Genomic DNA, 25,510 nt, shown 5'->3' on the forward strand with positions numbered 1-25,510 from the left:
ATAAGTTTACATGTTTATACTTAATCCTAAAATATATTTACAACTCATTTTTAGTCCTACTATTGGTTTACAATAATAGGACTTTTTATATAATAATTCTTCCATAATTTTTCTGTTTTTTATATTGTTATGGTGTACTTGATTTGGAGTTAGATTTCCTATACTCATATGAGGTCTTTCATTATTATATAAATCAACAACAGCTTCCAATAAATCGCTAGCTTCTTCTATGCTATCAACTTGATAATCATTTAGATATTTTTCTTTTATAATTCCGTTAATTCTTTCTGCAATGGCATTTTCTAATGGATCTCCATTTTCTGTCATACTTATTGCTATATTATTATTTTCTAAAAGTTTTACATATTCACTGCTACAATACTGAGTTCCTCTATCAGAGTGATGTATTAATGGCTCACATATTTTTTTTGGGGATTAGTTTGATTTAAGCAAATAATTTTTCCAGTCTAAACAAGAAAAATTTAATATCTGTAACACCTCTAAGATTCGCTCTAAAGAGTTTTATTTTAGAATTAAAAGATTCTGCATTTGCATTAGTGCTTCTATTGTTAAAGAAGTTTATAATTGTTTCTAGATGGTTTTTAATACTATTTGAAGCAATATTAAAATGAGTAAAATTCAGTGATTTAGTTTTTCCAATCCATTGTTCAATTTTTTCCTTTGCTATGATTTTTGAAGTTGTTTCATATATCGCTCTAAACTCCATACAATGCTTGTAAGCCTCTTCTAATTTTGGATAAGATTCAAATAACAACTTAGCTCTCGCTCTTTGATTTTTTGTCCAGTCTGTTGGCAATTTGGTTATTATATACCTACTTCTTGCCAAAAGTTGTTTTGGGCTATCTCCATTTTCAAAGGTAAATGGCTTGTATTTTTCACCTTTATCTTTCGCCTCTTTTATAGCTTGATTTTCTTTCTTTATTTCTTCCCAACGATACTCTATTCTAATGTGTTGTAATGCTTGGGTTACTAATTTTACCACATGAAAACGATCTGTAACGATATTGGCATTAGGAAAACAGATTTTTGCAACTAGATTCATATTACTAGCCATATCCAAAGTTATTTCCTTAACTAACTGTCTTTTTTCTAATGGGATTTTAAGAATGACATCTATAATATCCTGACTTTTGTGCCTGATATCGAAGCAATAAGAGTTCCTTTTTACCTCTTCCTTTTTATTGGTTAAGTAAGTATAGAGTTCTCCTTTTGACAAACTAACTTCATCTATACTGATATATTGACCAATATTTTGAGGATAAATCAAATAATCCTCAGCATGATTTTTTTGCTCCCATTCATTAAATCCGCTCACTTTTTTCTTATAGTGTCGTTGAAGAATGTAGCTCTTTACACCATAGTAGCTAGCTATATTACTTATCGTATCTTCTCGGGTCTCGACCTGTACCTTTTAAAAAACCGGAGAGTTCAGTAGTTAATTTTGAACCCTCAGCTACAAAAGAATAATCGTTTTTCACCTCTTTAGATTTATTCACTTTTTCTCGCCAACGTCTGGTTCGAATTCCTAAATACACTGCCTTTCCACGAATAGGGAAATCTTGAACTAGCGTTCTCTCATTAAAACCTTTTGATTCATATTGAACAGGATTATCAACTGAATGTAGAACATTCTTTTCGTCTAAATAAATGAAGAAACAGTCTTTTTGAGTTGACAAATCGCCTAACTCTTTAAAATCTACAATATCAAAATAATCAAGTAAACCCTCAGGTGAAAAATGCTTTATAAATTCCAAATCCATCGATTAGATTGCTATTAATTAAAAAACAAATTTAGTCAAATCCCCTGAAAATGTCTCTGACCCTTTTTAACCCAGATTTCAAGAAAGTATTGTTCTTTGACAAATGAGAGCTAACTTGTACTTGCGAGCGAAGCCTATGTATAAAATGGTGAATTTATCCCCTCCCAGATTTTGGCTGAAATGTAAAAAGGCTTCCATTTGGAAGCCCTTTGAGACAATCAATGATGAAACACCATGTTATCTCGTATAGAATAATTTAAGCAAAGATATTACATTTCCTCGCATTTTAATAAAAAAATATTTTATGAAAAGTTTCGAAAAAATGCAAATTGTAAATCCCAATGCTGCAGGAATTGATGTTGGGTCACGTTCTCATTTTGTAGCCATAGGACAGGATGAAAATCAAATCAGAGAATTTAATGTTTATCAATCAGGATTATGCGCTTTGGTAGCTTATCTTCAAGAGAACAAGATTCGTAGTGTTGCTTTGGAGTCCACAGGGAGTTATTGGCAATCTTTGTTTATGATCTTGCAGGGAAATGGTTTTGAAGTTCTTTTGGTTCAAGGGACTCAAACAAAAAACCTCAAAGCAAAGACAGATGTGAAAGATGCACAATGGATACAGAAACTTCATTCTTTAGGGCTATTACGAGGTTCTTTTTGCCCTCTGAAACCACTTTGCAGATAAGAACACTTCATAGACATCGTTCTAGTTTGATTGAACAAAGTTCAGGCTTTGTAAACAAAATGCAAAAAGCATTACGTTTAATGAACTTCAGACTCGACGTTGTGATAAGTGACATCACAGGAGTTTCTGGAATAAGAGTAATTGAGATGATACTATCAGGTGAAACTTCAGGTGAAAAATTAGCTGAATATTGCGACAAACGAGTTAAAAAAAGCAAAGAAGAAATAGCCGACGCTTTACAAGGTAAAATAAACAATGAATACCTACATGAGCTTTCCGATTGTTATGATATTTACAGACTTATTCAAGATAAAATAAAAAACACCGATACTCGTATTGATCAAGTGCTGAAAAATCAAACCAGAGAAATTGTTTTATCAGAAGATATCGAATTGGTAAAGAAACAGAATAAAGGGAAAAACCAACCCAAATTTGATGTACAGAAATATAGTTTAAAACTTTTTGGAGTAGATCTCTTTGCTATAGAATCAGTTTGCTCAGGAACCGTTACTAGTTTTTTAGCCGAAATAGGCACCGATATATATAAATTCAAGACCTCCAAGCAATTTGTGAATTGGCTCAGGTTAGCTCCAAATAATAAAATTAGTGGAGGTAAGGTTTTGAGTAGCAGAACTCCAAAAGGGAAAAATAAATTTGCATTGACATTAAGAAATGCGGCAAATACAATTGAAAGAAAAAAAGAAGGTTACCTCGTTATGTTCTTTAAAAGGATTTCTTTTAAAAAAGGAAGAGGTGCTGCAATTACAGCAACAGCAAGAAAAATAGCAGTTATAATTTGGAATATGATAGTCAAAAAACAACATTATATACCAATAAATACAGACCAATATATTCAAGAAATGAAGAATAAAAAAACGATACAAATTAAAAAAATGATTAAAAAATACGGAATCGAAACTACTTCTTTATCAATTCCTTAAATTAAGTTAGATAGAATTACGCATTAGACCCGAGCGTAGCGAATAGACGAAGTAAATCTATTCCACTTTATTTTTCTTCAAATTCAAGCACGTACTCAAATTTTAATCATCAAAATAGTTCACCATTTCTTCTTATAAAATTTTCCGTGAGCACTTGAATTTATTGAAAAATTTTGTTTCACAACGAAGTCTAATGCGGAATCTGGGTTTAATGCAAAAATAAAAGCCTTTAAAAATCAGTTTAGAGAGGTAAGAAATATAGATTTCTTATTATTCAGATTATCCAATCTTTCCTTAATCCTCAACTTTTGTTCTTGATCCTTTCTAATGTAGAATTTGGATTAAATACTGAATATACCATTTAATCTCTATATAAATTTTTAAAAATACTTTTATATTATCTTTTATTATGACATGCCACATATACCCAAGCCTTTTTACCCGATTCAAAAGTTTCTAATATCCTATGATACTCAGCTACTTCATATTTATCTGTTTCCTCTAATTCAATATTCGATATTTCATAAATTATCCCTTTAATACAATCGGTTTCAACGCCTGTCTTTAGAGCTATAGGATGATATTCTAAATCACTTTTTACTAAAACATCTGTATCTGTTATTTGTAAATTTTCAATTTTATAACCTTTTAATACATCTTGTGTTCCAACTAAAAGTCTTCCATAATTTTCAAGTTGAACTTTTTCTAATTGTAAAGTACCATAAGAAAAAAGTAAATGCGTAGTATTTTTCATTAACAATTTTCTATTTCTATTATAAAATATCCTTTTTTATTTATTTCTTCTTCCCATATAGGTTGAAGATATTCTACATGACAAAATTTACATTCTTTTGAAGTTAAACTTTGTCCTTCTTGACCTTTACTCTTTAAATATTCTTTACCATAATTATAAATGGTCGTTGTATCTGTTATCATCTCTTGCGGCACGATTATATCAAAGTGCATAATACTTCCTTCTTTTTTTGTTACATAGGTATCCCAAACTGCTACTTTCATTTACATTCTTTTTATGTTAGTTAATTTCATCAAATGATAAAAAATAAATGAGTTATTACTTATCATTTAAAATTTTACAAGAACAAGATTACTTTTTTACAAAGTAAGTAACTACTTTACTTTAAACCCAGATTACGCATTAGACCCGAGCGTAGCAAATAGACGAAGTAAATCTATTCCACTTTATTTTTCTTCAAATTCAAGCACCTACTCAAATTTTAATCATCAAAATAGTTCATTATTTCTTCTTCTAAAATTTTCCGTGAGCACTTGAATTTATTGAAAATTTTTGTTTCACAACGAAGTCTAATGCGTAATCTGGGTTAAAAAAGCCTTAATAATTAGGAATCCTAAATTATTAAGGCGAAAGAATTAGCCTTTTACATCAGCTAAAGTAGCCCCAAAGTTTATATGAAGCACATTTCCATTTACTGTAAGTAAAGCAGGTACTGACTTTACGCCTGCTTTTTCTGCTTCTTCAATACGATTACGATCTTCTCCTAGATGTACAATTTCGACATTATTTTCTCCTATAAGATTTACAATATCGTGCTCTACACTAACACAAACAGGACAACCTGCATGATAAAAAATTGATTTTTCCATTTTATTCATTTTTATTTTTTTGCATTATTGCTGTACAAATATAGTTAGGAATCCTAATTATACAATATTTTTTTTCATTTTTTAACTTTACAATTGATTTTAGAGTTAAAAAAACAGAATTTACTTACAAACATCTAAAATATAGATTTCGATTTCGTAATTTATTCGAAAGAAAGAATACTATTGGAATCTAAAAAGTATTCTTTTTCTGTATTCAATTCAGTTATTATAAAAAGTCGCAATCTTATTATCGACCAAAGAATAGACACTTAAGGAAAGTGAATTCGAGAACCATATAGTACTAATAATGTGCTTTTACCTCTAATCGCACAAGTATTACTTTCATTCACTCATAAACCGACCAAAGCTTATGGAAAATCATCACTCCATCGAACACGCTCTAAATAAATTTTTCTATTTTTGATAGGAACAATACAGAAATGTTTTTTAGCAAATAAATAAACTTATGATTGGACTTGACTATTTGTGAGTTGCACAACAGCTTGTCCAAACTGAGACACTAAAAAGGATTAAAACAATTTAACTCATTTTTTAGATAAAATTGTTTATTTTTGAAACGTAATTAGTTGTATAAATTGTAATTATGTATTTGACAATTAACATAGAAAACATGGCATAGACTGTCGTTAACGAAGCGAACAGGGTGTCTTTAATTACACGATTTTTACAATTCCTTAAAAAGAGAGTAATTAGTAACTTTAACAAAGATATTATCACTTTTATTTTATCAATGGAAGGTGCAATTATGCATTTAGATGCTTTAAACATATCTGAATCAGAAAAAATTCTTAAGGATACAAAAAAAATCATATCAAAATTTGAAGTGCTTTCTGAAAAAATGAGTTCTAAAAATTTTTACGATAACACTGAACTTAAAGATAATTTCAAGTATATGCTTAAATGCTTGTACAAAATAGAAAGTAAACTTCATAAAAAAGTATACCAATCAGTCGCAGTAATAAAAACTGATGAAGAATTAAAAAAGGGAGTTGTTAAAATGAATTCATCAAATATTCATAATTTACTTTCTTGTTAATGAGCTTTAATAAAGGAGATATTATTGAAGTTTTTTTCGACTTACCTTATTCAAAAGAAACTAAAACTCACCCCCCCTGCTCCCGCGCGAATCCTTTCGCGTGGTATTTACAATTTAAAAAACTGAAGAACACAAATATCTTCCAGTAATCCTCTTTCTCCAGAATAATCGACTGCACTACTATTTTTGTAATCTTCAGGTCTAAACACTATTCCTTCCGCAACTGGATTGTTATGAATGTAATCAATTTTTTGTTTGATTACTTCAAGTTGCTAGTTGATTATTTTTATCATTTATTACTGCCACGCGAAAGGATTCGCGCGGGAGCGGGGATTGAAAAAAGCCCGATTAAGTCGGGTTTTCGTTATACTTTAAATATCCTATTTCTCGGTCTTTACCTTCAATATACTTCTGTATAATTCTTTTTTTGACAAAGGGTAATTTCCAAAGATTATAATATTCCAACTGTTTATATTGTTGATGCTTTTTTAATTCTTCAAATACATCATAAGCAAGCATCCATTCATTTATTGAACTATTGGCTTTTAAAACATTTTCAACAGATAAATTTAATTCCTCTATTTCTTGCTCAGTCAATCTTCTTTCAGGAAATAAATAATCTTGCAACAAAAACTTAACATAGTTTTTGATGTCCTCATTTGAATAACTTTCTGGACTTATTAATAATTGGCTTTCTGTCGCTAAACTAATCCAATCAAAATTTTTATCAAACATTACGGATGAATATTCTGATATCAAATTTTCTTTACTAATTGTACCACCATTGATACAATAGTTTATACTTCCTATACTATCCTCATATGGAAGCCAATTTGCTTCCATAAAGGAAGCTAAAGCGCTTATTAAATTCCTTAAGTCATTCATAATTAAAAATCAGGAAACATAGTTAATAACTGCCAATCACCCGAAGAAGTTTGCTGATATACAGCTCTAACTTTAGTTGATTGCTGAAATATTTGTCCATCTTTTGGAACTCCTTTGCCATAAGCACTACCATCAGTCAATGTATGATAAACAACTTTGGTATTACTTCCAGTTACTGGAGTTGAATTAAAAGCAGAAGTTCCGGTTTTGTATTATTTAAGGCCTTTTGTAGTTGTTGCGGATTTTCAAATTTTGAACTATACGGAGGTTTGGTATACGGCATAGTATTCCCAATATGAGAACCCCCGCTCCCGCGCGAATCCTTTCGCGTGGTAATTACAACTTAAAAAACTGAAAAACACATATATCTCCCAGTAATCCTCTTTCACCAGAATAATCGACTGCACTACTATATTTGTAATCTTCAGGTCTAAACACTATTCCTTCCGCAACTGGATTGTTATGAATGTAATCAATTTTTTGTTTGATTACTTCAAGTTGCTAGTTGATTATTTTTATCATTTATTACTGCCACGCGAAAGGATTCGCGCGGGAGCGGGGGAAATCTTGAACTAGCGTTCTCTCATTAAAACCTTTTGATTCATATTGAACAGGATTATCAACTGAATGTAGAGTATTCTTTTCGTCTAAATAAATAAAGAAACACTCTTTTTGAGTTGACAAATCGCCTAACTCTTTAAAATCTACAATATCAAAATAATCAAGTAAACCCTCAGGTAAAAAATGCTTTATAAATTCCAAATCCATCGATTAGATCGCTATTAATTAAAAAACAAATTTAGTCAAATCCCCTGAAAATGTCTCTGACCCGAAGTTTTCCCCCATAACAGGTGAGAGTTTTTGTATGACAACACAAAGTGTTTGCAAAAAATTATTTGTAAAATATCTGGAAGATTTCAGCAATCACAAGCCAACAGAGTTAAAGATTATGATAATTGATAATGCCGCATTTCATTCCACAAAGGATGTGATAATTCCTGACAATATATTTCTTTTGCCAATTCCACCATATTGCCCAGAACTTAACCCTGCTGAGAAAATGTGGCAATGGATGAAAGATAAAATTGCAATGAAAATTTATGATACTTTAGACGACTTAAACCAAAAAATGGAAGAATTGATTAAAATATCTGATGATAAAACAATTAAATCAATAACAGGCTATCCATTTTACATGAATGCTTTTTACAGTGTTTTCAAAGGTTAAACGGTATAAAAACAGAAAAATTATGGAAGAATTATTATATAAAAAGTCCTATTATTGTAAACCAATAGTAGGACTAAAAATGAGTTGTAAATATATTTTAGGATTAAGTATAAACATGTAAACTTATTTTAGGACGAGACACTATTTTATATACGGCTTTTGTATTAAATATTTTTCATCCCATTCATACAAAGGTTTTGTCTTCTCTAAGGTTTTTATGATTTTAATATATCTGTCATAATCTTTTTTTAATAATTTATCTTTTGGAGCTTCTTTAAGCTCGACATTAAATATCTCTAACATTTCCTCGATTAACTCATTGTATCTTGGATGTGAACATAGTTTCCAAATAATTACTTTTTTATAAAAACCATCACCCGAAAACAAATCTGCAATAAAACCATTATCATTAGTTTCTAAAAAAGGTAAAAAATCACGTATATCCTGCCAGTAATTAAAAAAAGGAATAGCGATTTCATTGATGTATTTTGTAATCAACGCACACCCTTTATCTATATCTTCCTCAGTTTTATATTCTATTGGTAATTTTGAAAAAATACCCTCGTCTTTTGGTATATTAAAGATTTTCTGATGACCATAATAGTCTATTGTAGGATTATTATCACCTACTTTATATTTTGGAAAGAGTATATATTCTACTTCTTTAAATATTACTTTCCCTAAAATATTCCCTAAAAAGTTATTATAAACTCTATCATTTAAAGTCACATTCTGAATACTATAAACAACACTAGCATCGTTTTTCTTAAAACTAATCATTTTTGTACTTAGCTCCTCAGTCATTGCTAACTCAAACCCATTAGGCAATTCTCTTACAAGTTTGTCTAAAATTACATTTTCTTCCATATTTCACTCTTATTTAAAAATTTGGATTGTTTTAATTATACTTTTACCATCCCCATTACTTATCGATTTGTAAATATCTGTTTTATAAACTCTAATCTTATCACCAGATTTTAAAAAATTACCATCTAATTTACTTAGTGTTTCATTTGTGTTTTTCACTTCGAATTCCAAATATTGCGCACCATTTGCATCAGTAAGTACGCCTTTTCCAGTTGTAAATTTATCAATAATTTCGGATTTTTGATTAGTTGTCCAAGGAGCATTATTAGTTAATTTGCTATCATGATAAATTGCTTTGTAGGTTTTACGTCCCCTTGCGTCTGTTGTGACTGCAACTGGATCAACCAAAGCATCATCTAAAATTACTTTTGGCTCACCTACTTGTAATTGTGTATAGTGTGTTCGGTTGCCATTGCCTCCCCAAGAGTTACAAGGAGGGTTACGGTTATTTTTAATTACAGTGTTATTTGCTTTTTCAAAGTCGTCGGCTATTTTAAAGCGACCTTTCATTATTGAAATTTTGTCACTACGTTCAAGCCATTTTTCGACTTTGGGATTACTTTCGTTGTTTAACTTTAATTCAGCTACTAAATCGCCAATATTTTGGGCTTCATTATCTGTAAGCTTATGATTCGAAAAAGCATCAACAAATTTGCTATTTTCTGGATTGTTTACAAACTTGACAAATTCAGCATCTTCACAGTCATCTAAAAATTTCGTAAGAGTAGAGCCAGTATTCTTGTCGTCTGTAAGTTTCGCTATTTTGTTTTGTACTTGAGGAGTTAGTTTTTCAAACTTTCGCAGATAAGTTCCATTTTTAAGTACATATTTACTTCCTCCATCATATAGCCGTTGATAGGTTGCCATACCATCTTCGCTCTCAGCTATAATTTTTTTAAATTCAATACTTCCTGTCTCAAAATCTTTTTGGAATTGGGTAAACCAGCATTGAGCATTAATACTAGAAAAACTGAGTAAACATATTAATATACGGAAAAATAATTTTTTCATAAAAAAACATTTAATTACATAAGATAGATGATGGATTTTTGGTTCTATATTTTTTCCATCCATTAATTAATTCTGAGTTTTCTTTTTGCAAGGCTTTTACTATTTCTTCGCTTGCATTTGCAAAATCTTTATTAAACTGCTCTTGTAAATTTATAGGAAGTCGTTTTGATATTAAATCCAATTGATCAGCAATAGTACTCTGTATTTTAGCTGAATTTTCAATATGCTCTTTGTAAAGTTCATCAATATCAATATTAGCTTCTTCCACAGCTTTTTCAAATTCATTATAGGAGTTTCCTCCCTTTTTTAATTTTGTAATAACTTTATTTGTAAGCATTTCTAATCCCGTAGTAGATATTGAAGCAATAGAGTAAATCATAAAGAATTTATTCCATTTTTCTTTTTGTGCATCTGTAAGTGAATTATCAGAATTATTTATATAAATATCAACCAGTCCAAATCCGACATCTCCAAGAGCTTTTACTCCTATATACGTTGCGTACGCGGTTTGCCCAGCTCTATAAAGTCTGATGGCAGCTGTGATTTCGCCAACACCAATAACTGTCAAAACAACTTCTCCTGCAATACGTGCGGTTTTCCAAAGCGCATTTTGAGTATCCTTATGAAACATTTGATATGCGCAAATTGCAGACATTTGAACATATTGATTTTTCTTAAATTTAAAATCCCCTCCAAAATCAACATCTTCAACAAACCTAACAGTTACATATTCATAAGGATCTATAATAAGGTTATATTTATCATCCGAAAACCATTGCTTTACTCTTAATTCTACTTTTCCTTGCTCAGAAATTGATTCACTGTTTAGTTGAAAATAAGCAGAACTAAATGTTAAAAAACGTTCAGGATTGATCTTAAATGGAGGTGCTTTATAGACCTGATGAACCATTGTAATCATTGAATTAATAAAAGACTCATAATAGATACCATTAATATTAACAAACTTGTTTATGTATTTTCTACTTCTTATATGATCGATAATTAACTTTTTTTCTTCAATATTTTTCTCATTCGAAAATTTATCAAGCATTACACCTAAAATTTGTTCAGCGCAAATTGGGTCACCAACCTCGTGGGTTGTATTAAAATCCGCATCTTTAATAAGATCCAAGAAAAAAACAGTTCTTTTGGCGTCTAAATCAGCAAAAGGTGTCGTTAATAATTGTGTTAATTTCATATCTGAAGGAAAAACAAAAATATTATCAGATCCTTTTGTTATTTTAAAATTAGTATCAACATCTGTTACGAGTTCATCAATAGTCTTATAATTAAATGATTTTAAACGTTGAATAGCCTCTGAGAATTTCTTTAAACTAGTAAGTGTATTAATTAAATTTTCCGTTGAATAAGGTGTCGTTTTATTAACGTCTGACCAAAACAGATTACCATCATTCCTAATTTTTTTCACATAACTACTATAATTACTCTTACCTATTTTATCACCAATACTAGCTATTTCGATTAAAATTTGCAGATCCTTTTCTGGGACTTTAATCTTATTTTGAGCAAAAATCTCTTTACCTGTTTCTTTTAGATTATCAAATGAAGGACTCTCACATCCGAATACAGCTTCAGGTTTTAAATTTTTTAATAATCCTGCAACATCACCCTTTTTAGAGATTACAACATTATAAGTTGACTTGTAATATTTATCTTTTCCACATCCTCCTTCATACTTATATAGATAAACAGCATTTGTACTAGAATCTGACAATTTAGTTGAAGTATCTATTTTAAGAGGTCTTCCTTCTTTATAATAGTCACCTTTTTGAGGATCATACTCATAATAAGCATTTTCTTTTTTCACAAAAATTTTTCTAATTGTTCCTTCTGGTCTAAGATCACTAGAGATTTCAACAACGGGAATAAAATCAGGCTTACCTTTAAAAGCAATCCAGTTTGTTGTAAACCATAATCCTTCGGCCAACTCCCCTTGCTCGCTACTATCCAAAGCATACACTCCAAACTTAGGATGGCTGATACGTTGCCAGTGTACATAGGCTAGTTTAGTCCCCGAGGTATAATCCATTAACCAAGGAGTGTTACTATTCTTGCTTCCCGTGTTAAACTCCTCCCATGGGTGTTGGAGTTCAAACACACCGTGTCCGAGTTCATGGGCAATGATATCCGTTATATTCGATGCTGCTTTAGCATCGTCGCCTTTTTGAGCTCCAAAAACAAAACCGCATTGTGAATGGCGCGGCATAAAACCGGATATAGGTCGGCTTGGCTTTATACCCGAGGTCACAAAAATATAGTACTGATTTTTATCGGCGGGATGTGTTTTTTGATAGGTTTCTACAAATGTGGCTTGGTCTTCTGAAAGCTTGTCTAATAAGGCATCCTTTCCGCATTCCATTTCGGTTTTGGCAACAGTATAATTAGCGGCTACGGTTACTTTAAACTGTACTGCAGCATCTTTATAAATGCCGTTCAATTGGTCTTGTAATCCTGTTGGCAGTACCGCATCATTAACAGGTATAAGAGTCAAATTGACCTCAGGAAGTATTTTAATAGGGATTATTTTGGCCACACCTAGCACTTGATTTTTGGCACCGTCTTTACACGGTAACAATGCCATAAGCTCTACAGGTGCGGAGCTATCATACACAGGAACTTCAAGGGTTTGATAAGCCTTGCCGTTTTTCATTACCATAGTACCTATCTTTTTGGCGGTACTTCCTTTGATATTAAACTGAATCTCCTCGGGTTTAATCCCTGAACCTTTAACTTCTATAACCGCCTCTACATAGTCAAAACTACGACTTCCTTTACCATCATTTTGAATTCCTTTGTGGTATAAGTTGTATGAAGTAGCTCCGTCAGGGATGGTTTTGTATAGTTTTTGGATAGCAGGATGTGCCTTTGTTGGCATTTGATCATCGGCATATTTGCTTTCTTTTGCTCTTTCAAATGTAACCCGTGCGGCTATTGCTGCTAAACTGGTAACGGTACCTGAGGAGCTTACGCCTTGTGTATTTTCGGCATTGGGGATAAATCCAGCGGCTTGTCCTTCGTTTAACGCTACAGGTTTATCACCTTCTTGGGGTATAGCATATACATTCCCTTTAGGATCTCGAATAACAACCAATTCGCCGGGATCGTGGTCAAAGCTTTGCGTTTGTCCATCGGCACCAGTTACTACTATAGCATTGCTACTTACCGAAATATGTGACAAATCGGGAATTTCGAAGTTAGTCTCAAATTGGTGTTCTTCGATATCGGGAGAGAAGTAGTCAAAAACATTTTCTATTTGGTCGTATATTTTTCCAACATCTATAATATTTTTCCATGAGGGATCATATAGAGCTTTTATATCACCTTTTACCAATTTAAAATCGGTATTGATGCTAATATCTTTAAATTCAACACCTATTTTTACAAAGGACAAATAAGGTACGCTTACGTAACCTTTGCCTGTATAGGCTCCTTTTCCACTTACTTCGGTCAGCTTGATGGCAAAATCGCCTGCCATGATAACCTGATCATTTGGCAATTCCCCTTGAAAAAGGGCTACATTACTCAGATCCACATTGGGTTTCATACCACATTTTATGGCAATAGCATCTTTAGTCGGTTGCGTAAATTCGTCAACAGGGGTATAATTAACCAGTCCACCAATACATTCGCCACCCACACGATATTCGTAGGTAGCACCCGCTTCAAGGTCGTATATTTTGGCTTCGTTGTTATAATATGCCGTAGGATACCAAGTGGTACTTCCTTTTTTCGGTATTCTATTTTATAATCTAGATAACTAGGGTCGGATTGCCAAGTAATTTTAGTTTGGGTAGCGTTTAAAGAAACGGCAAGTACAAACTTAGGTGGTTGACAATTGCCTGGATAAACGAAATCGAAAATTTCGCTATACCCATCGTTATTAAAAACGGCTTTGTCACCAAAACCGAAGTTGACTAAGTGCTTTGACACGCCAAGCGTATTTACGTCCTGCTATAAGTTGGGGTTCAGTAGGACCATAAAGTAATGCCGTTGTAGGTGTGGTGGTTTTATATAAAGGAATTTGAGTTAAAAAAGCATGATTGGATGGAACTTGCTGATCAAGTATTTCGACCAATTCAAATTCATATTCAATATTTACAGCGTTGATATGACGGGGGGTCCAAGTAAAAAACAAATTTTGTGGTTCTTGAAAGGTAACCACTTGATGCTGAGTAGGTGTATTGAGTAATGGGGGTTCATTATATACAAAATAATAAAAGGTACACGATTTTTGAGAAATTCGCTGGTTGGTTATAAAATCATACACCTCAACGCAGTACTTATAGTTGCCTTGTGGGAGTGTGCCGCTATACTGGTTTTGATTGATGCCTGTGAGATTTTCTAATTGAAAATAAGGTGCTAGATCAATATTAGAAAGTTGTAAGGTTTCACCTCCGTTAATAAACAAATTATTAGCTCCCAATACTACAGGTACCGATTGTGCTTGAATTCCATTGCCTTCAATATAGAGTTTTAAGCGCACTTGACGGTGCACGACATTCAAATCGGAGGTATAAATATTGACTAAATATTTTTGATTTGCCGTAGTGGCATAACTAGACAAGGTAGATAAATAAGGAGGCAAAACGGTACTATTAACCTGTACGGGATAGAGTTGTGCCCATCCTAAATTGCTTAGGAACAAAAATAGGATACTAAAAAGATGTCTTAACTTTATCATTTAATTGTTTTTTTATTTAACTAATAAGGGTGATTTTTTTAACCACAAAGAGCACAAAGAAGGCACAAAGCATACTAAGTTTCTTATATATTTTTAATTCTTCTTAACCACAAAGAGCGCAATGAAGGCACTAGAATCGCAAAGACTTTTTACTTTGTGTGACTCTGTGGAAACTTCGTGCGACTCTGTGAAACCTTAATCGCAAAGGGCGCAAAGATTTTTCAAAATCAAAAGAATCCAAATAATCTAAAAATTCTAAATTTTAAATTCTTCTTAACCACAAAGAGCGCAATGAAGGCATTAGGATCGCAAAGTTTTTTTACTTTGTGTGACTCTGTGGAAACTTTGTGCGACTCTGTGAAACCTTAATCGCAAAGGGCGCAAAGATTTTTCAAAATCAAAAGAATCCAAATAATCTAAAAATTCTAAAATCTAAATTTTTCTTTATACTTTTTAACATAGGCATCCATTCCTTTTACTTCCAGTTCATCGACTATGTTAAGTGTTTTTTTTGATTTTTTAAATTTCTCGTAATATTGTTTTTTTATGGCTGTCACCGAATTATGAAAACGAGTGTTCCAATCTGGATTGTCTAATTGGAAATAGCAGCTCATTTGTGCCATAGTAAAAATATCTTTTTTTGATAGTTTTATCTTTTCGCTTAACATTTGTTGTTCAAAAATCAAGAATTCTTCTTGGTTTTGAAGATCGTCGGCGGAAGCATTGAGTTTATATTTAGTTGTTAAATCTTTTTTATTAAAAACTAAATCACGGTTAATGTCTTTTCGCATTTTCGCCAAGGCTTCTTCTTCTGATTTTTTATAAAATATTGTAAATTCATTTATTTTTTTGAGTGTTTGGTATACATTTTCAACGTCTTTTTGAATTGTTTTTGCTAGGGTTGTTTTTTCTTTTTCTTCTTGGGTTGTATCTAGTTTATCAAGGTTTTGTTGTATTGTATTTTTTTGATTGGATACGATTTGTTTTTCTTCTTCTAGTCCTTCAAAATCTGTTGTATTAATTTTATCGTCTATTAATTGGTTTATTGATTTAGCATCTAGTTCATAATGGGTTTCTGATAGATGAAGGCTTATTTTTTGTTTTGTTACTGATTCTATAGTTGTTTTTTTAGCATTTTCTAGTTTTTCTTTCTTTTTAGTACCTGCAAAATTAAAATTATAACCAAGGGTAATGGTTAGATCATTGATTTTATTGGATGTTGAAGTATTTATTGAATTGGCTATTAATTGCGATATCATAAAGTTAAAGTTATGTTCTTCAAACAATTTATAACTTGCATTAAAACGGCAATTAAAGTTGGTTGCTTTGTTGCTTGAATTTTTACTTGTGTTATAGGAGGTAGACCATTGTGTGGTTAATTTGTCTTTAAAATATTTTTTACTAATGCCTATCACGGGACCAAAAGTATAGGAATCCTGCCCTCCCATTTGGCTTATTGTATAGTTCAAAGAGGTATTAAAGGCCCATTTACTTTTTATTAAAAAATGGGTATACAGGGCATTCAGATTATGAAAGGCTGTTTTTTGATTCGGATTAACCTGTCCTCCTTGCTCATTTTCAACTTGATTATAGTTATAATTAAAGCTGCAATTGCGTTTTGCTTGTTTGGATTCTGGTAATTGATAATTGGTATTCCACATTAAGCTATTGGACAATTGACGATAATTCAACTGATTTATAGCGTTAATAGCTGGATTGGTTTGATTGATTTGTACAAATTGGTCAGGATTTACGTTAGTCGTGGTGGATTGATTGGTAAAACTAAGGTTAGTAGATAGTTTTTCATTTATTTTAATGTTTGTGTTAACGGTTCCTACTAGTCGATTAGTGGTTTGTGCTTTTTTATGATCTAAATTATCTTTTTGAACTCCAAGATTTAGGCTTAGCTGTACTTTATCTTTAAATAAGGGTCTGGCGGCATTGATCATGATATTTTGTAAGTCATTGGAAAAAAAATAGGCTCCTAATGTTTGATAACCAGGATCAACACGCTCAAAACTGGCTCCTAAAACCATTTTTTGAAGTTTGTAATCAAATCCTAATTTGATGGCTTTAAAATTTTGTGTGGATTCATTTCCTCTTAGTAATAAAGAGGCAATTCCATCCACAGTATGATGGCCTATGGCTCTTTTATCTTGCACTAAAGAGGAATGGGTATAATCACCATAGATTTTGGTATTATTTGAAACTTGTGATTCAAAATTAAATGCTATAACAAGGTTTTCTTTAGGACTTAAGTTTTGTATATTGGGTGCAACTGATTGATATAATAATGGATTTTCTTTGTCTTTTGCATAAAAGCTTATTAATCCTACTTTATATTTATTTTTTATTAATTCTATTTTTGTTCCGTACCCCCAACGTTCAAATACGGGAAAACTATTAGGATTGTAAATATCATTTACTTCTTTTAATAATCGCCCGTACATCGCTGAAATTTTGATAGGGCCATCGGGTGTAAGTTCAATACCTGCTCCTGTAAACATGTGGCCTGCTAGGGAATAGGGAGAGAAGTTCATTGAGGCATCGCCTATATAAGCTGAAATCCATTTATATCTGGGATTAAGGCTTAAACGATTGAAATTAAAAGGTACTTGATAACTCAGTTTGCCTCCCATATTGGAAAAATTATAGGAAATGGGCATTGAAAAGGAATAGAATGAAACATTCAAATTTCCTGTAAAATTGTATACAAAGGGGGCTCTTGCATCTCTATTTGAATTGAAGAAGGTGGAACCTATTGATAAACCGCCTCCAATTTTAAAAGGTTTTCCATGAAAGGATCCTAAATCTATAGTTTGAGCGGTGACATTTATACTCAACACTAATAATAGTTTTTTTAAAATATGTAATCTAAAACTCACTTTATTATATTTTGCAACAATTTGCACTATTTATTATTTGTATTTTTATTAGAATTTAAATGCAATAAGAAAATCAATTTTAATTACAAATTCTAACTTAATCACTGAGCCTTTAAAAAAGGCACGAAGCACACTAAGTTTTTTCTAAATTCTTACTTAACCGCAAAGCACACAACGAAAGCACAAAGCACGCTAATTTTTTTCTACATCTTATTTTCTAAAATCTAAAAGTTCTGAATTCTGAATTCTAATACACCACTTTAACTTCTTTAAAAGCGCTTAAACTTCCATCTTTAAATACCGCTCTAATATTGTAGTAATACACATTACCTACATGTAAAGTGGTATCTATAAATTGATTTTTTTTGTTAGGTGGTAGTATTTTGAATAAAACATTTTGACTTTCATTTATTCTTTTGTACAAATGGTATTCTTCTATATCATTAGATTTTGCATTCCAATATAGTTCTATTGCTTTAGAATTAGGATCTGCCATGCCACTAAAGGTTGTGATTCCGTGTCTTAAAACGGTTGGAATTGTTTCTAAAATTAAGGGTTCAGAAGGCGCTGTTTCATTACCGTCTTGATCTGTTGCGGTCATGGCATAATAATATTTTCTTTTTTCTTCTACTGTTTTGTCTTCGTAAAAGTCTATTTCTTGATCTGTGGTTTCAAAAATAACTTTCCATTCTTTTTGATCTTCTCTTCTTCTATAGAGACTATGTTTTTTAACATCTTCTGACTGACTTTGAAGAAAATAAATTTTTATTTTTTTTTCTTCTATTTCATAATTGGATAGAACAGGGATTGATGGGGCTATTTTGTCTTTTTTTATAATTTCAAATGCTGTTGAAAAAGAGGATTCATTATACCTTATATCGAGAGCTTTTAATTTGTAAAATACTTTTCTATTCAAAGATTTCATCGTAATGGTGTCTTGATAGCTGGTTTTATGCAAAACTTTTGATGATAACTCTACATACATCCCTGTTTTGTCGTAACTACGAAAAACTTTATATCCATACAAATCGGGTTCTGTATTGTTTTTCCATTTTAGTTTTACAATTCCTACACTATCTATTACGCCTTCTAATCCTACTGGGGCTATGGGAGGGATAGAATCTATGGGTTGAACTAACATAGCATAGGATTCTCTGAATCCTCCTTTTTAGCGATTGCTTGTATCTTAAAATAATTGGAAGGTTTTAACTTTGCTTTAAAAACTAATTTACGTGTGGTAGCAGCTACCTCTTTTTTACGATTTCGAAAGGACCGTTATCGTGATCTGCTTGTAAAATATTAAATCCCTTAATTTTTTCTTCTCCTTCTTGAGGGAAATCCCATTCTAAATTTACAGTTTCATCATCTAAAGCGGCTTTTGCTGTAATTTGAGGTGAAAACTCTAAAAAATCAGCTCCCATACCCGAAACCACTTTAGAGGGTTCGCTCAAATAACCAAAGGTGTCTATCCCACGTATTCGATAATAATACCTGGTGTTGTTTTCTGGCAAATTGTCGGTAAAGGTGGTATAAGTAGATTTGCTTATTGTTGGAAAAACAGGCACATTGTTTAGTTTATAAAATGTTTTTCCATCGGTTGATCTTTCTATGTTATAACAAGAAAACAATTCTTTTTGTGCTCCAAAATCCCAAAATAACATAACGGTTTGGTTCCCAAAAACAGCCTCAGGCGTTACAGGGGGGTTGTATCATTTTTATCAGCTAAGCCTATATAAATACTTCCGTGGGCTACTTCATCTTCTTTTACGCCCAATAAAGTAATGGTGTATACATATTTTTCGTTGATTTTAGCGGTCGTATCTTCAAACCCCCAGCCTGCGGCTTTGGTGGCTAAAAATGATTGTTCAGCCGCTAACATGGAAAACGCATAGCGTTGTTGATTTTGATCGTTTAACATCATCATTTTCGCAAGACCTTTCTCTTGCGTAGAGGTTTCGAAATCTTCGCCATAAATAGCTTGTGCTAATACGGCTGCTAATGAATCTTGTTTTACTAATGGTTCCCATTGTGCTAAAGGCAAGGGTTTTAAGGTTTCTTTTAGGATTACTACCTCGTCTTTATTTATAGGTTTACCATCACGAAGTACGGTAACACGTTGGAGTTTGTACCCATTTTTTAATGATTTTTTCCAATAATAAGGGTCATTAACGTTCCATTTTAATAAGATTTTGTTATCTATTATTTTTGCTTTTCCAAAAATAGCAGGTTTAACGATTGTTGTATCAACTTGACCAATAGTATAAGAATAAATCAGTAGCATTGTAAACAATACAATACGTGAGCAATTCTTTAAGCTTTTATTCATTTTTATTTTTTTATTATATCAAAAGGTAATTTAGTTTCTTAAATTGTTTTTTTAAGATTTATAATTACTTGTTATTTTTACTTTATTCCTTTTGTTTGTTCTTTATTTTCTAATTATTTTTTTGGCTTGTACGGCTCCTTTTGTTTTCATAATTATATAGTAAACTCCTGCGGCATGATGAAATGGAATTTTTTCTATATGTTTTTTGCTGGCTGGTTTTTCTAATTCTAAAATCAAGGCTCCTAATTCCATCCTGTATATTGATAGTGTAACGGGTAATTCAAAAGCTAGTTCTACCTCTACATTTATCTGATCATCATTCGATTCTAATGGATTAGGATATATTTTGTAATTCTTAACAAATAGGGCGCTTGTATCTGCTGTAGTACCTTTTGTATTTTCTTCTACTATTATTTCATTTAGTTGTTGTGTTTCACATCCCAAAGCATTTTTACATTTAATTCCTACTTGATATTTACCATTTTCCTTGAATTTGATAATCATATTATCTTGATTTTGTGCTACAATTTCTGCTCCAACGGGTAATATCCATTCGTACGTATTACTTGTCGAATTGTTACTAATATTAACTAAAACGATTTCTTCATCTTTGTAGGTTTGTGTAGCAATCATAAAGTTTGCTTCAATGGTTTCGTTTAAAACTTGAATGGCTATTTGATCGGTATACTGGCAGTCTCCATTTGTTACTTTAAGGGTATACACGCCACTTTCTTTTAGGGTAACTTTAGGGTTGGTTGATCTAAAACCTTTATCTGATGTCCATAAATAAATTAAGCCCGGTAATTTTATTTCTGCATCTATAGTATGTGTTTGCCCTTTACATAATACCATGTCAGAACCTAAATTGACTACCAAAGGTGTTGATCCTCCAACGGTCAACGCAATTGGTAAACTACAATTACTTCCTGTATCGGTTAGCGTGCCTGTGTACGTTTTTGCCATTAGGTCTTGTAGATGGAAGCCTTGTAAAGTTTTGTCATCCCAAACAATACTATAGTTCCCTGTACCACCAGAAGGTGATAAATCTATTTTCCCATTATTTAACTCCCCACAACTAACAGCTGTAATTTTCTCATTTAATTGTAATCCTCCTGTAGTTTTTATATTTATATTTTTCAATTGAGGATCATCTAAAACACAATTATTGGCATCCGTTATTATAACATTGTAATTACCAATACTTATATTCTCTAATACAGAGTTTGTGCCTTTAACACCTTTATTCCACTCATACGTATAAGGAGGAGTTCCTCCACTAACTTGTACAGCTATTTTACCTCCTAAAGGTGCGTCACAAGAAGCATCTACTGTTGTATAAGTCGCACTTAGTTTTTGAGGTTCATTCACTGTTAGTATGGCCGAAGTTGTAGCTCCTGCATTATCTTTAATCATAACTTCGTAAACTCCTGCTCCTACCAAATTCAATTTATCTAATTGTGCATTCACCATTAGCTGACCATTTTGTTTCCATTGAAAAAAGTAAGGTTTGATCCCCCCTGTGGTAACGGATTCAAGGTTTATTGTTTTATCCCCATTACATTTAATATTTGTTTGATTTACATTTAGTATCGTTGTTTTTAACACTTCTGGTTCAAGAATATTGGTGTTTAGAACTAACGTACAACCATTTGCATCCTCAACGGTTACTTTATAATTTCCTTTTCCTAAGCCTGAAAACAAAGTAGAAGTTTGCCAATTTCCATTATCCAGAGCAAAACGATAAGGAGAAGTCCCTCCCAAAATTTGATTTACAACTATACTTCCAGTTTTTTGTCCATTAATCCTAACATCAGTAGCGGTTAGTGTAGCCGTTAAAATGGTGGGTTCTGTTACCGTAAAACTTTGATTGATTTTACATCCATTGGCATCAATTACTGAACAAGTATAAACTCCTGCTCCTATATTGGACAAATTAGCCGCTGTACCTACTAATTGATTGGTCGCATTTTTCCATTGATAATTATAAGGAGACGTACCTCCTTGAACCATAGTCTGTAACTCGGCTGTAGTTTGCTTATTACACAATACTTTTTTAGATAGCGTAAGTTGTAAATTTAATGGAGCAAGAGGTTGTTTGACTGTAAAAGTTTGAGTTATTTGTCCTTTTGGTGTGTTAAAATCTGTAACCGTTACTGTATAATTTCCTGCTGGTAGGTTACTGATAGTGGGCGTATTGCCTAAGAATTGATTCTGATCATTATACCATGCAATGTTATAAGATGGTTCTTTGGTTGCCGGTCGTCCTCCGCTGATTAATATTCCTATTTTGGCAATTTTATCGCCAAAACAGTTCAACTCTACTATACTATTAGGGGCATCTAAATTAACTCTTAGGGGTTCTATAAGTCCAACGGCATATCTTTTATCTAAATGACATCCATTGGCATCCGTTATGGTAAGTGTGTAATCATTTTTGCTAAGATTTTTAGGATAATTAGTATTACCTAAATCGGGTGTCCATTTATACGAATAAGGCAGGGTTCCACCACTTACAGTCACTTCTATAGCACCATCATTAGCCCCTACAAACGAAACAGGGTAAATGGTATGTGTAGCACTTAGGACTGAAGGTTGCTTAATTTCAATTGGAGTTCCTTCAATACTACATCCTTGTGCATCTGTAACCTTTGGTAGGTAAACACCTGTTTTCAAGCCTGTAATTTTTTTATCTGGATAAACCACATCATTTAGGTAATATGTATAAGGCATCGTTCCGCCTTTGGCATCTAATACGATCTCTCCATCATTTGCATTAAAACATTTTACGGGAGTAAACGAAGGTGACAAACTAAGCGGATCTGGTGCTTTTAACTCATAGGTTGCGGTACGAGTAACGCCATTTTTATCTGTTACTACTAAATTATAAATACCTACTGGTATATTGGATATATTTTCACCAGTATATAGCATACCTGTGGTGGTATTAGTCCATATATAGTCATAATAAGGAGGATTGATTTGTGGAGTACCTCCTGTAGCGATTGCTTTAAGGCTTGCTGTTGAGTCTCCGTGACATTTAATACTTTTAATGGACTGAATACTTACTTGAAATGGTGCTGGTTCTGTAAGACTGATTGACTTAGGACCTATTATACAAGCATTTGTATCTTTTGTATAAAAATTATAATTCCCTGCTTTTAAATGAGCAAAGATATTGGATAATTGCCAATTAGTACCATCTATACTATAGCTAAAAATACCTGTTCCTCCCGTAGCTTTTATTTTAATTGCTCCACTATTTGTTCCCTGGATCAACGATCGGTGTTTCGGTTAATAGTGTAAATTCAAGAGGAGAAGCCTCTACTACATTAAATGGTTGGATAGCTGTACATCCATTAGCATCGGTAAGGGTTAGTCTATAAGCCCCGGGACTCACTGAAATCAAATCTTTATTGGTACTTAATATGATATTGGGTGTATTTAGATTTACCCAAGCATAAGTATAGGGAGTAGTTCCTCCTTGAATCATTACGTTTAAACTGGTTTGGGTATCATTATAACATTTTTGATAAACGGTAGGGATACCTCCTATAATAGAAGTATTTAATCCTTTAATATTTAGTTGTGACGGTTCTGAGGCTACTGTGTAAATAGCTGTTCGAATAACATTTCTCTGATCTACTACTCGGAACTGGTAGTCTCCTGCTAATAAATTGCTTATACTCGATGTATTGGCCGTATTGGTTGATTGAAAATTATTGGGTACCCATTCTAAGGTTTTATAAGGTAAATTCCCTCCCGTTACCGTGGCTGTTAGGTTGACTCTTCCTCCATAACATTGGATGAGTGGATTATCAAACTTTATAACTATTGGTTCTGGGGCTTCTATTTTTTGGCTAAAAGTTATAGTGCAATTATTTCCATCTGTAACGGTTAAAGTATAAATTGCATTTCCTGATAAATTAGATAAATCTTCATTGTGCATTTGACCATTGAGATTATTGCTTGTAGATTGCCATGAATAGCTATAAGGGGCTACTCCTCCTCTAACACGTATATCTATTTCACCATCCGCTGATACATTTGTTGAAGGGGTAATCAACTTAACTAGCTCTATTGTTAATGATTCACTAGGTTGACTTACTACTATATTTTGAGATCCATCAGGTGCTGTACAACCATTACTATCTTTTACCAAAACAGTATAACTACCTGCTTGTAATCCACTCAACACATTTGAATTTCCCCAAGTATTTCCTGCGTCTTGACTGTACTGATAATTCCCTACTCCTCCTACAGCATTAATTCTTATTGTTCCTGTCTTTGCACCATAACATAATACGGGTGTAGCCATGACACTAAAGGTGATCTTTGAATTTTCTGTAATACTAAACTCTCCAGAAGTTTCAGGAGTAGTGAAATTTGATGTCCCATCAAACAATTTATAGGTTAATTTGTATTCCCCTTTAAATAAATTTTCTAATAAATACTTATATGTTTTTTTGACAGGATCAAATGTCAACATTGAAGGTAAAATTTGCAATGTCTTATCTGCTATATATTTATCATTGACCTTTTTTTCTAATGTTGCAACTAAGTATTGTTTTAAGGAGGCATCAGGTGATTTATCAAACTCAAAAAGTATAGAACCTTTACTATCCCCATAACAATTATTATTACCCTGAACATTTTGAGATATTATATGAGGGGAACAAGATTTTACTTCAGTTTGAACTTCTGAAGTTTCAATATAATCACTATCGATAGTTCCAATATTACCAACAAATTTGGTATTAACAATTTTTACTTTATATATAAAATTACCAACATAATTTTCCAACCCCAAGTCTGACAATTTAAAATATTTGTGCCCATCTTTATACGGGTCATATACAATTGGTATAAATTCATTCCAACCACCTGTTGCAGATGTCTTATAGGCCATTTTATTAACTAGACCTACAGTTCTTGGAGTAGTCGTTCGTAAATCATATACATCAGGAATCCTAAAATAATCACAACTTCCCTTCTCTAATATTTGAGCATCTGTTGTAGTTAAAATAACTAATTCAGGAAATTGCTGACAGACTCCTCCTCCATTAGGATTAGAAACATCATAATTTTCCTCTTTTAGCACTTCCAAACTTTTATAAAAAGATTTTTCTAGACTTACATCTAAAGTTATTTTAAAATCAGAATTACAAAACTCAGGAACACATTGTCCTTTATCATCTAATCCACTGTAATGATTCTTTGAAGAAAAATACAATTCTTTAGGAACATTTTCTTTATCATAAGTAATTACATGATATTGTTCTAAAACCCAATTAGTTTTATTAAAAATAACATTACCAGAAAATAACATTTCATTATTTAAAAAACCTCCCTCATAATATACACTATTAGAATTAACTATACATTTGTTTTTAATACTTAAATTTCCAACTACAAATAAGACTTTTATTTTTTGTTGAGAAAACATTAAATTTGACAACAAGAAAAGCATTACTAAATATTTCTTCATTTTTAAAAATTTAATCTTTATATAACTTTTT

At 32.0% G+C, this 25,510-nt stretch carries 23 protein-coding genes; 4 read left to right on the top strand and 19 right to left on the bottom strand.

Features of this window, described 5'->3' with window-relative positions; genetic code table 11:
• Nucleotides 1-6: 6 nt before the first annotated feature.
• The 3 genes from JJC05_RS04175 to JJC05_RS04185 are packed head-to-tail and all read right to left on the bottom strand — an operon-like array spanning nt 7 to nt 1,781.
• Complete coding sequence (locus JJC05_RS04175; RefSeq protein WP_309597461.1) at nt 7-423, bottom strand: integrase core domain-containing protein; 417 nt, start codon at nt 421-423, stop codon at nt 7-9.
• Between the two features lie 22 nt (nt 424-445).
• Nucleotides 446-1,402, bottom strand: a complete 957-nt coding sequence (locus JJC05_RS04180; protein WP_445297836.1) for an ISAon1 family transposase — start codon at nt 1,400-1,402, stop codon at nt 446-448.
• A complete protein-coding gene (locus tag JJC05_RS04185; protein ID WP_235878309.1) occupies nt 1,395-1,781 on the bottom strand; it encodes an ISAon1 family transposase N-terminal region protein in 387 nt (128 codons plus the stop codon). Before JJC05_RS04185 ends, JJC05_RS04180 begins: the two co-directional genes overlap by 8 nt.
• A gap of 304 nt (nt 1,782-2,085) precedes the next feature.
• Between JJC05_RS04185 and JJC05_RS04190 the strand changes: the two genes are divergently transcribed.
• Together JJC05_RS04190 and JJC05_RS04195 are read left to right on the top strand one after the other, a co-directional pair.
• On the top strand, nt 2,086-2,469 hold the full coding sequence (locus JJC05_RS04190) for an IS110 family transposase (RefSeq protein WP_235877302.1): 384 nt from the start codon (nt 2,086-2,088) through the stop codon (nt 2,467-2,469).
• Between the two features lie 59 nt (nt 2,470-2,528).
• Nucleotides 2,529-3,410 carry a transposase gene (locus tag JJC05_RS04195; RefSeq protein WP_235877352.1) on the top strand — a complete coding sequence of 294 codons (882 nt, stop codon included), beginning with the start codon at nt 2,529-2,531 and terminating at the stop codon, nt 3,408-3,410.
• A 397-nt stretch (nt 3,411-3,807) separates the two neighbouring features.
• Here the strand turns inward: JJC05_RS04195 and JJC05_RS04200 are convergent, their stop codons facing one another.
• From JJC05_RS04200 to JJC05_RS04210, 3 genes are all read right to left on the bottom strand, one after another.
• Nucleotides 3,808-4,164: a gamma-glutamylcyclotransferase family protein gene (locus JJC05_RS04200; RefSeq protein WP_105195237.1), complete on the bottom strand. Its 357-nt coding sequence runs from the start codon at nt 4,162-4,164 to the stop codon at nt 3,808-3,810.
• Nucleotides 4,164-4,427 (bottom strand): DUF2024 family protein, encoded by a 264-nt coding sequence (locus tag JJC05_RS04205; RefSeq protein ID WP_105195238.1) that lies wholly within the window; start codon nt 4,425-4,427, stop codon nt 4,164-4,166. Before JJC05_RS04205 ends, JJC05_RS04200 begins: the two co-directional genes overlap by 1 nt.
• A gap of 372 nt (nt 4,428-4,799) precedes the next feature.
• Nucleotides 4,800-5,033, bottom strand: coding sequence for a thioredoxin family protein (locus JJC05_RS04210; protein WP_127823629.1), 234 nt, complete (start codon nt 5,031-5,033; stop codon nt 4,800-4,802).
• A 664-nt stretch (nt 5,034-5,697) separates the two neighbouring features.
• Between JJC05_RS04210 and JJC05_RS04215 the strand changes: the two genes are divergently transcribed.
• Nucleotides 5,698-6,090 (top strand): hypothetical protein, encoded by a 393-nt coding sequence (locus JJC05_RS04215; RefSeq protein WP_235878310.1) that lies wholly within the window; start codon nt 5,698-5,700, stop codon nt 6,088-6,090.
• A 348-nt stretch (nt 6,091-6,438) separates the two neighbouring features.
• On the opposite strand, the gene JJC05_RS04220 is transcribed toward JJC05_RS04215, so the two are convergent.
• From JJC05_RS04220 to JJC05_RS04230, 3 genes are all read right to left on the bottom strand, one after another.
• A complete protein-coding gene (locus tag JJC05_RS04220) occupies nt 6,439-6,975 on the bottom strand; it encodes a hypothetical protein (protein ID WP_235878311.1) in 537 nt (178 codons plus the stop codon).
• A gap of 2 nt (nt 6,976-6,977) precedes the next feature.
• Nucleotides 6,978-7,115, bottom strand: a complete 138-nt coding sequence (locus JJC05_RS04225; protein ID WP_235878312.1) for a hypothetical protein — start codon at nt 7,113-7,115, stop codon at nt 6,978-6,980.
• 385 nt (nt 7,116-7,500) lie between these two features.
• Nucleotides 7,501-7,743: a hypothetical protein gene (locus JJC05_RS04230; RefSeq protein ID WP_235878313.1), complete on the bottom strand. Its 243-nt coding sequence runs from the start codon at nt 7,741-7,743 to the stop codon at nt 7,501-7,503.
• Nucleotides 7,744-7,819: 76 nt separating this feature from the next.
• Here JJC05_RS04230 and JJC05_RS04235 point away from each other — a divergent pair, with 76 nt between their 5' ends.
• Nucleotides 7,820-8,203, top strand: coding sequence for a transposase (locus JJC05_RS04235; RefSeq protein ID WP_258929655.1), 384 nt, complete (start codon nt 7,820-7,822; stop codon nt 8,201-8,203).
• Nucleotides 8,204-8,344: 141 nt separating this feature from the next.
• On the opposite strand, the gene JJC05_RS04240 is transcribed toward JJC05_RS04235, so the two are convergent.
• The 10 genes from JJC05_RS04240 to JJC05_RS04285 form a co-directional block, all read right to left on the bottom strand.
• Nucleotides 8,345-9,070 carry a hypothetical protein gene (locus tag JJC05_RS04240; protein ID WP_235878315.1) on the bottom strand — a complete coding sequence of 242 codons (726 nt, stop codon included), beginning with the start codon at nt 9,068-9,070 and terminating at the stop codon, nt 8,345-8,347.
• A gap of 9 nt (nt 9,071-9,079) precedes the next feature.
• Nucleotides 9,080-10,081: a hypothetical protein gene (locus JJC05_RS04245; RefSeq protein ID WP_235878316.1), complete on the bottom strand. Its 1,002-nt coding sequence runs from the start codon at nt 10,079-10,081 to the stop codon at nt 9,080-9,082.
• Nucleotides 10,082-10,091: 10 nt separating this feature from the next.
• On the bottom strand, nt 10,092-13,739 hold the full coding sequence (locus tag JJC05_RS04250; RefSeq protein WP_235878317.1) for a hypothetical protein: 3,648 nt from the start codon (nt 13,737-13,739) through the stop codon (nt 10,092-10,094).
• Between the two features lie 258 nt (nt 13,740-13,997).
• Nucleotides 13,998-14,783 (bottom strand): hypothetical protein, encoded by a 786-nt coding sequence (locus JJC05_RS04255; protein ID WP_235878318.1) that lies wholly within the window; start codon nt 14,781-14,783, stop codon nt 13,998-14,000.
• A gap of 425 nt (nt 14,784-15,208) precedes the next feature.
• Nucleotides 15,209-17,668: a hypothetical protein gene (locus tag JJC05_RS04260; protein WP_235878321.1), complete on the bottom strand. Its 2,460-nt coding sequence runs from the start codon at nt 17,666-17,668 to the stop codon at nt 15,209-15,211.
• Between the two features lie 247 nt (nt 17,669-17,915).
• The gene (locus JJC05_RS04265; RefSeq protein ID WP_235878322.1) at nt 17,916-18,809 is read right to left on the bottom strand and encodes a fibronectin type III domain-containing protein; all 894 of its coding nucleotides are present in this window, start codon (nt 18,807-18,809) and stop codon (nt 17,916-17,918) included.
• A 103-nt stretch (nt 18,810-18,912) separates the two neighbouring features.
• On the bottom strand, nt 18,913-19,329 hold the full coding sequence (locus tag JJC05_RS04270; RefSeq protein ID WP_235878323.1) for a hypothetical protein: 417 nt from the start codon (nt 19,327-19,329) through the stop codon (nt 18,913-18,915).
• 32 nt (nt 19,330-19,361) lie between these two features.
• The gene (locus tag JJC05_RS04275; protein ID WP_235878324.1) at nt 19,362-19,994 is read right to left on the bottom strand and encodes a hypothetical protein; all 633 of its coding nucleotides are present in this window, start codon (nt 19,992-19,994) and stop codon (nt 19,362-19,364) included.
• 102 nt (nt 19,995-20,096) lie between these two features.
• Complete coding sequence (locus JJC05_RS04280) at nt 20,097-23,270, bottom strand: T9SS type A sorting domain-containing protein (RefSeq protein ID WP_235878325.1); 3,174 nt, start codon at nt 23,268-23,270, stop codon at nt 20,097-20,099.
• A complete protein-coding gene (locus tag JJC05_RS04285; protein WP_235878326.1) occupies nt 23,251-25,479 on the bottom strand; it encodes a SprB repeat-containing protein in 2,229 nt (742 codons plus the stop codon). The genes JJC05_RS04280 and JJC05_RS04285 overlap by 20 nt, the downstream gene beginning before the upstream one ends.
• Nucleotides 25,480-25,510 lie beyond the last annotated feature (31 nt).

Origin of the sequence: Flavobacterium davisii, from assembly GCF_019565505.1 — a bacterium.
GTDB lineage: Bacteria > Bacteroidota > Bacteroidia > Flavobacteriales > Flavobacteriaceae > Flavobacterium > Flavobacterium davisii.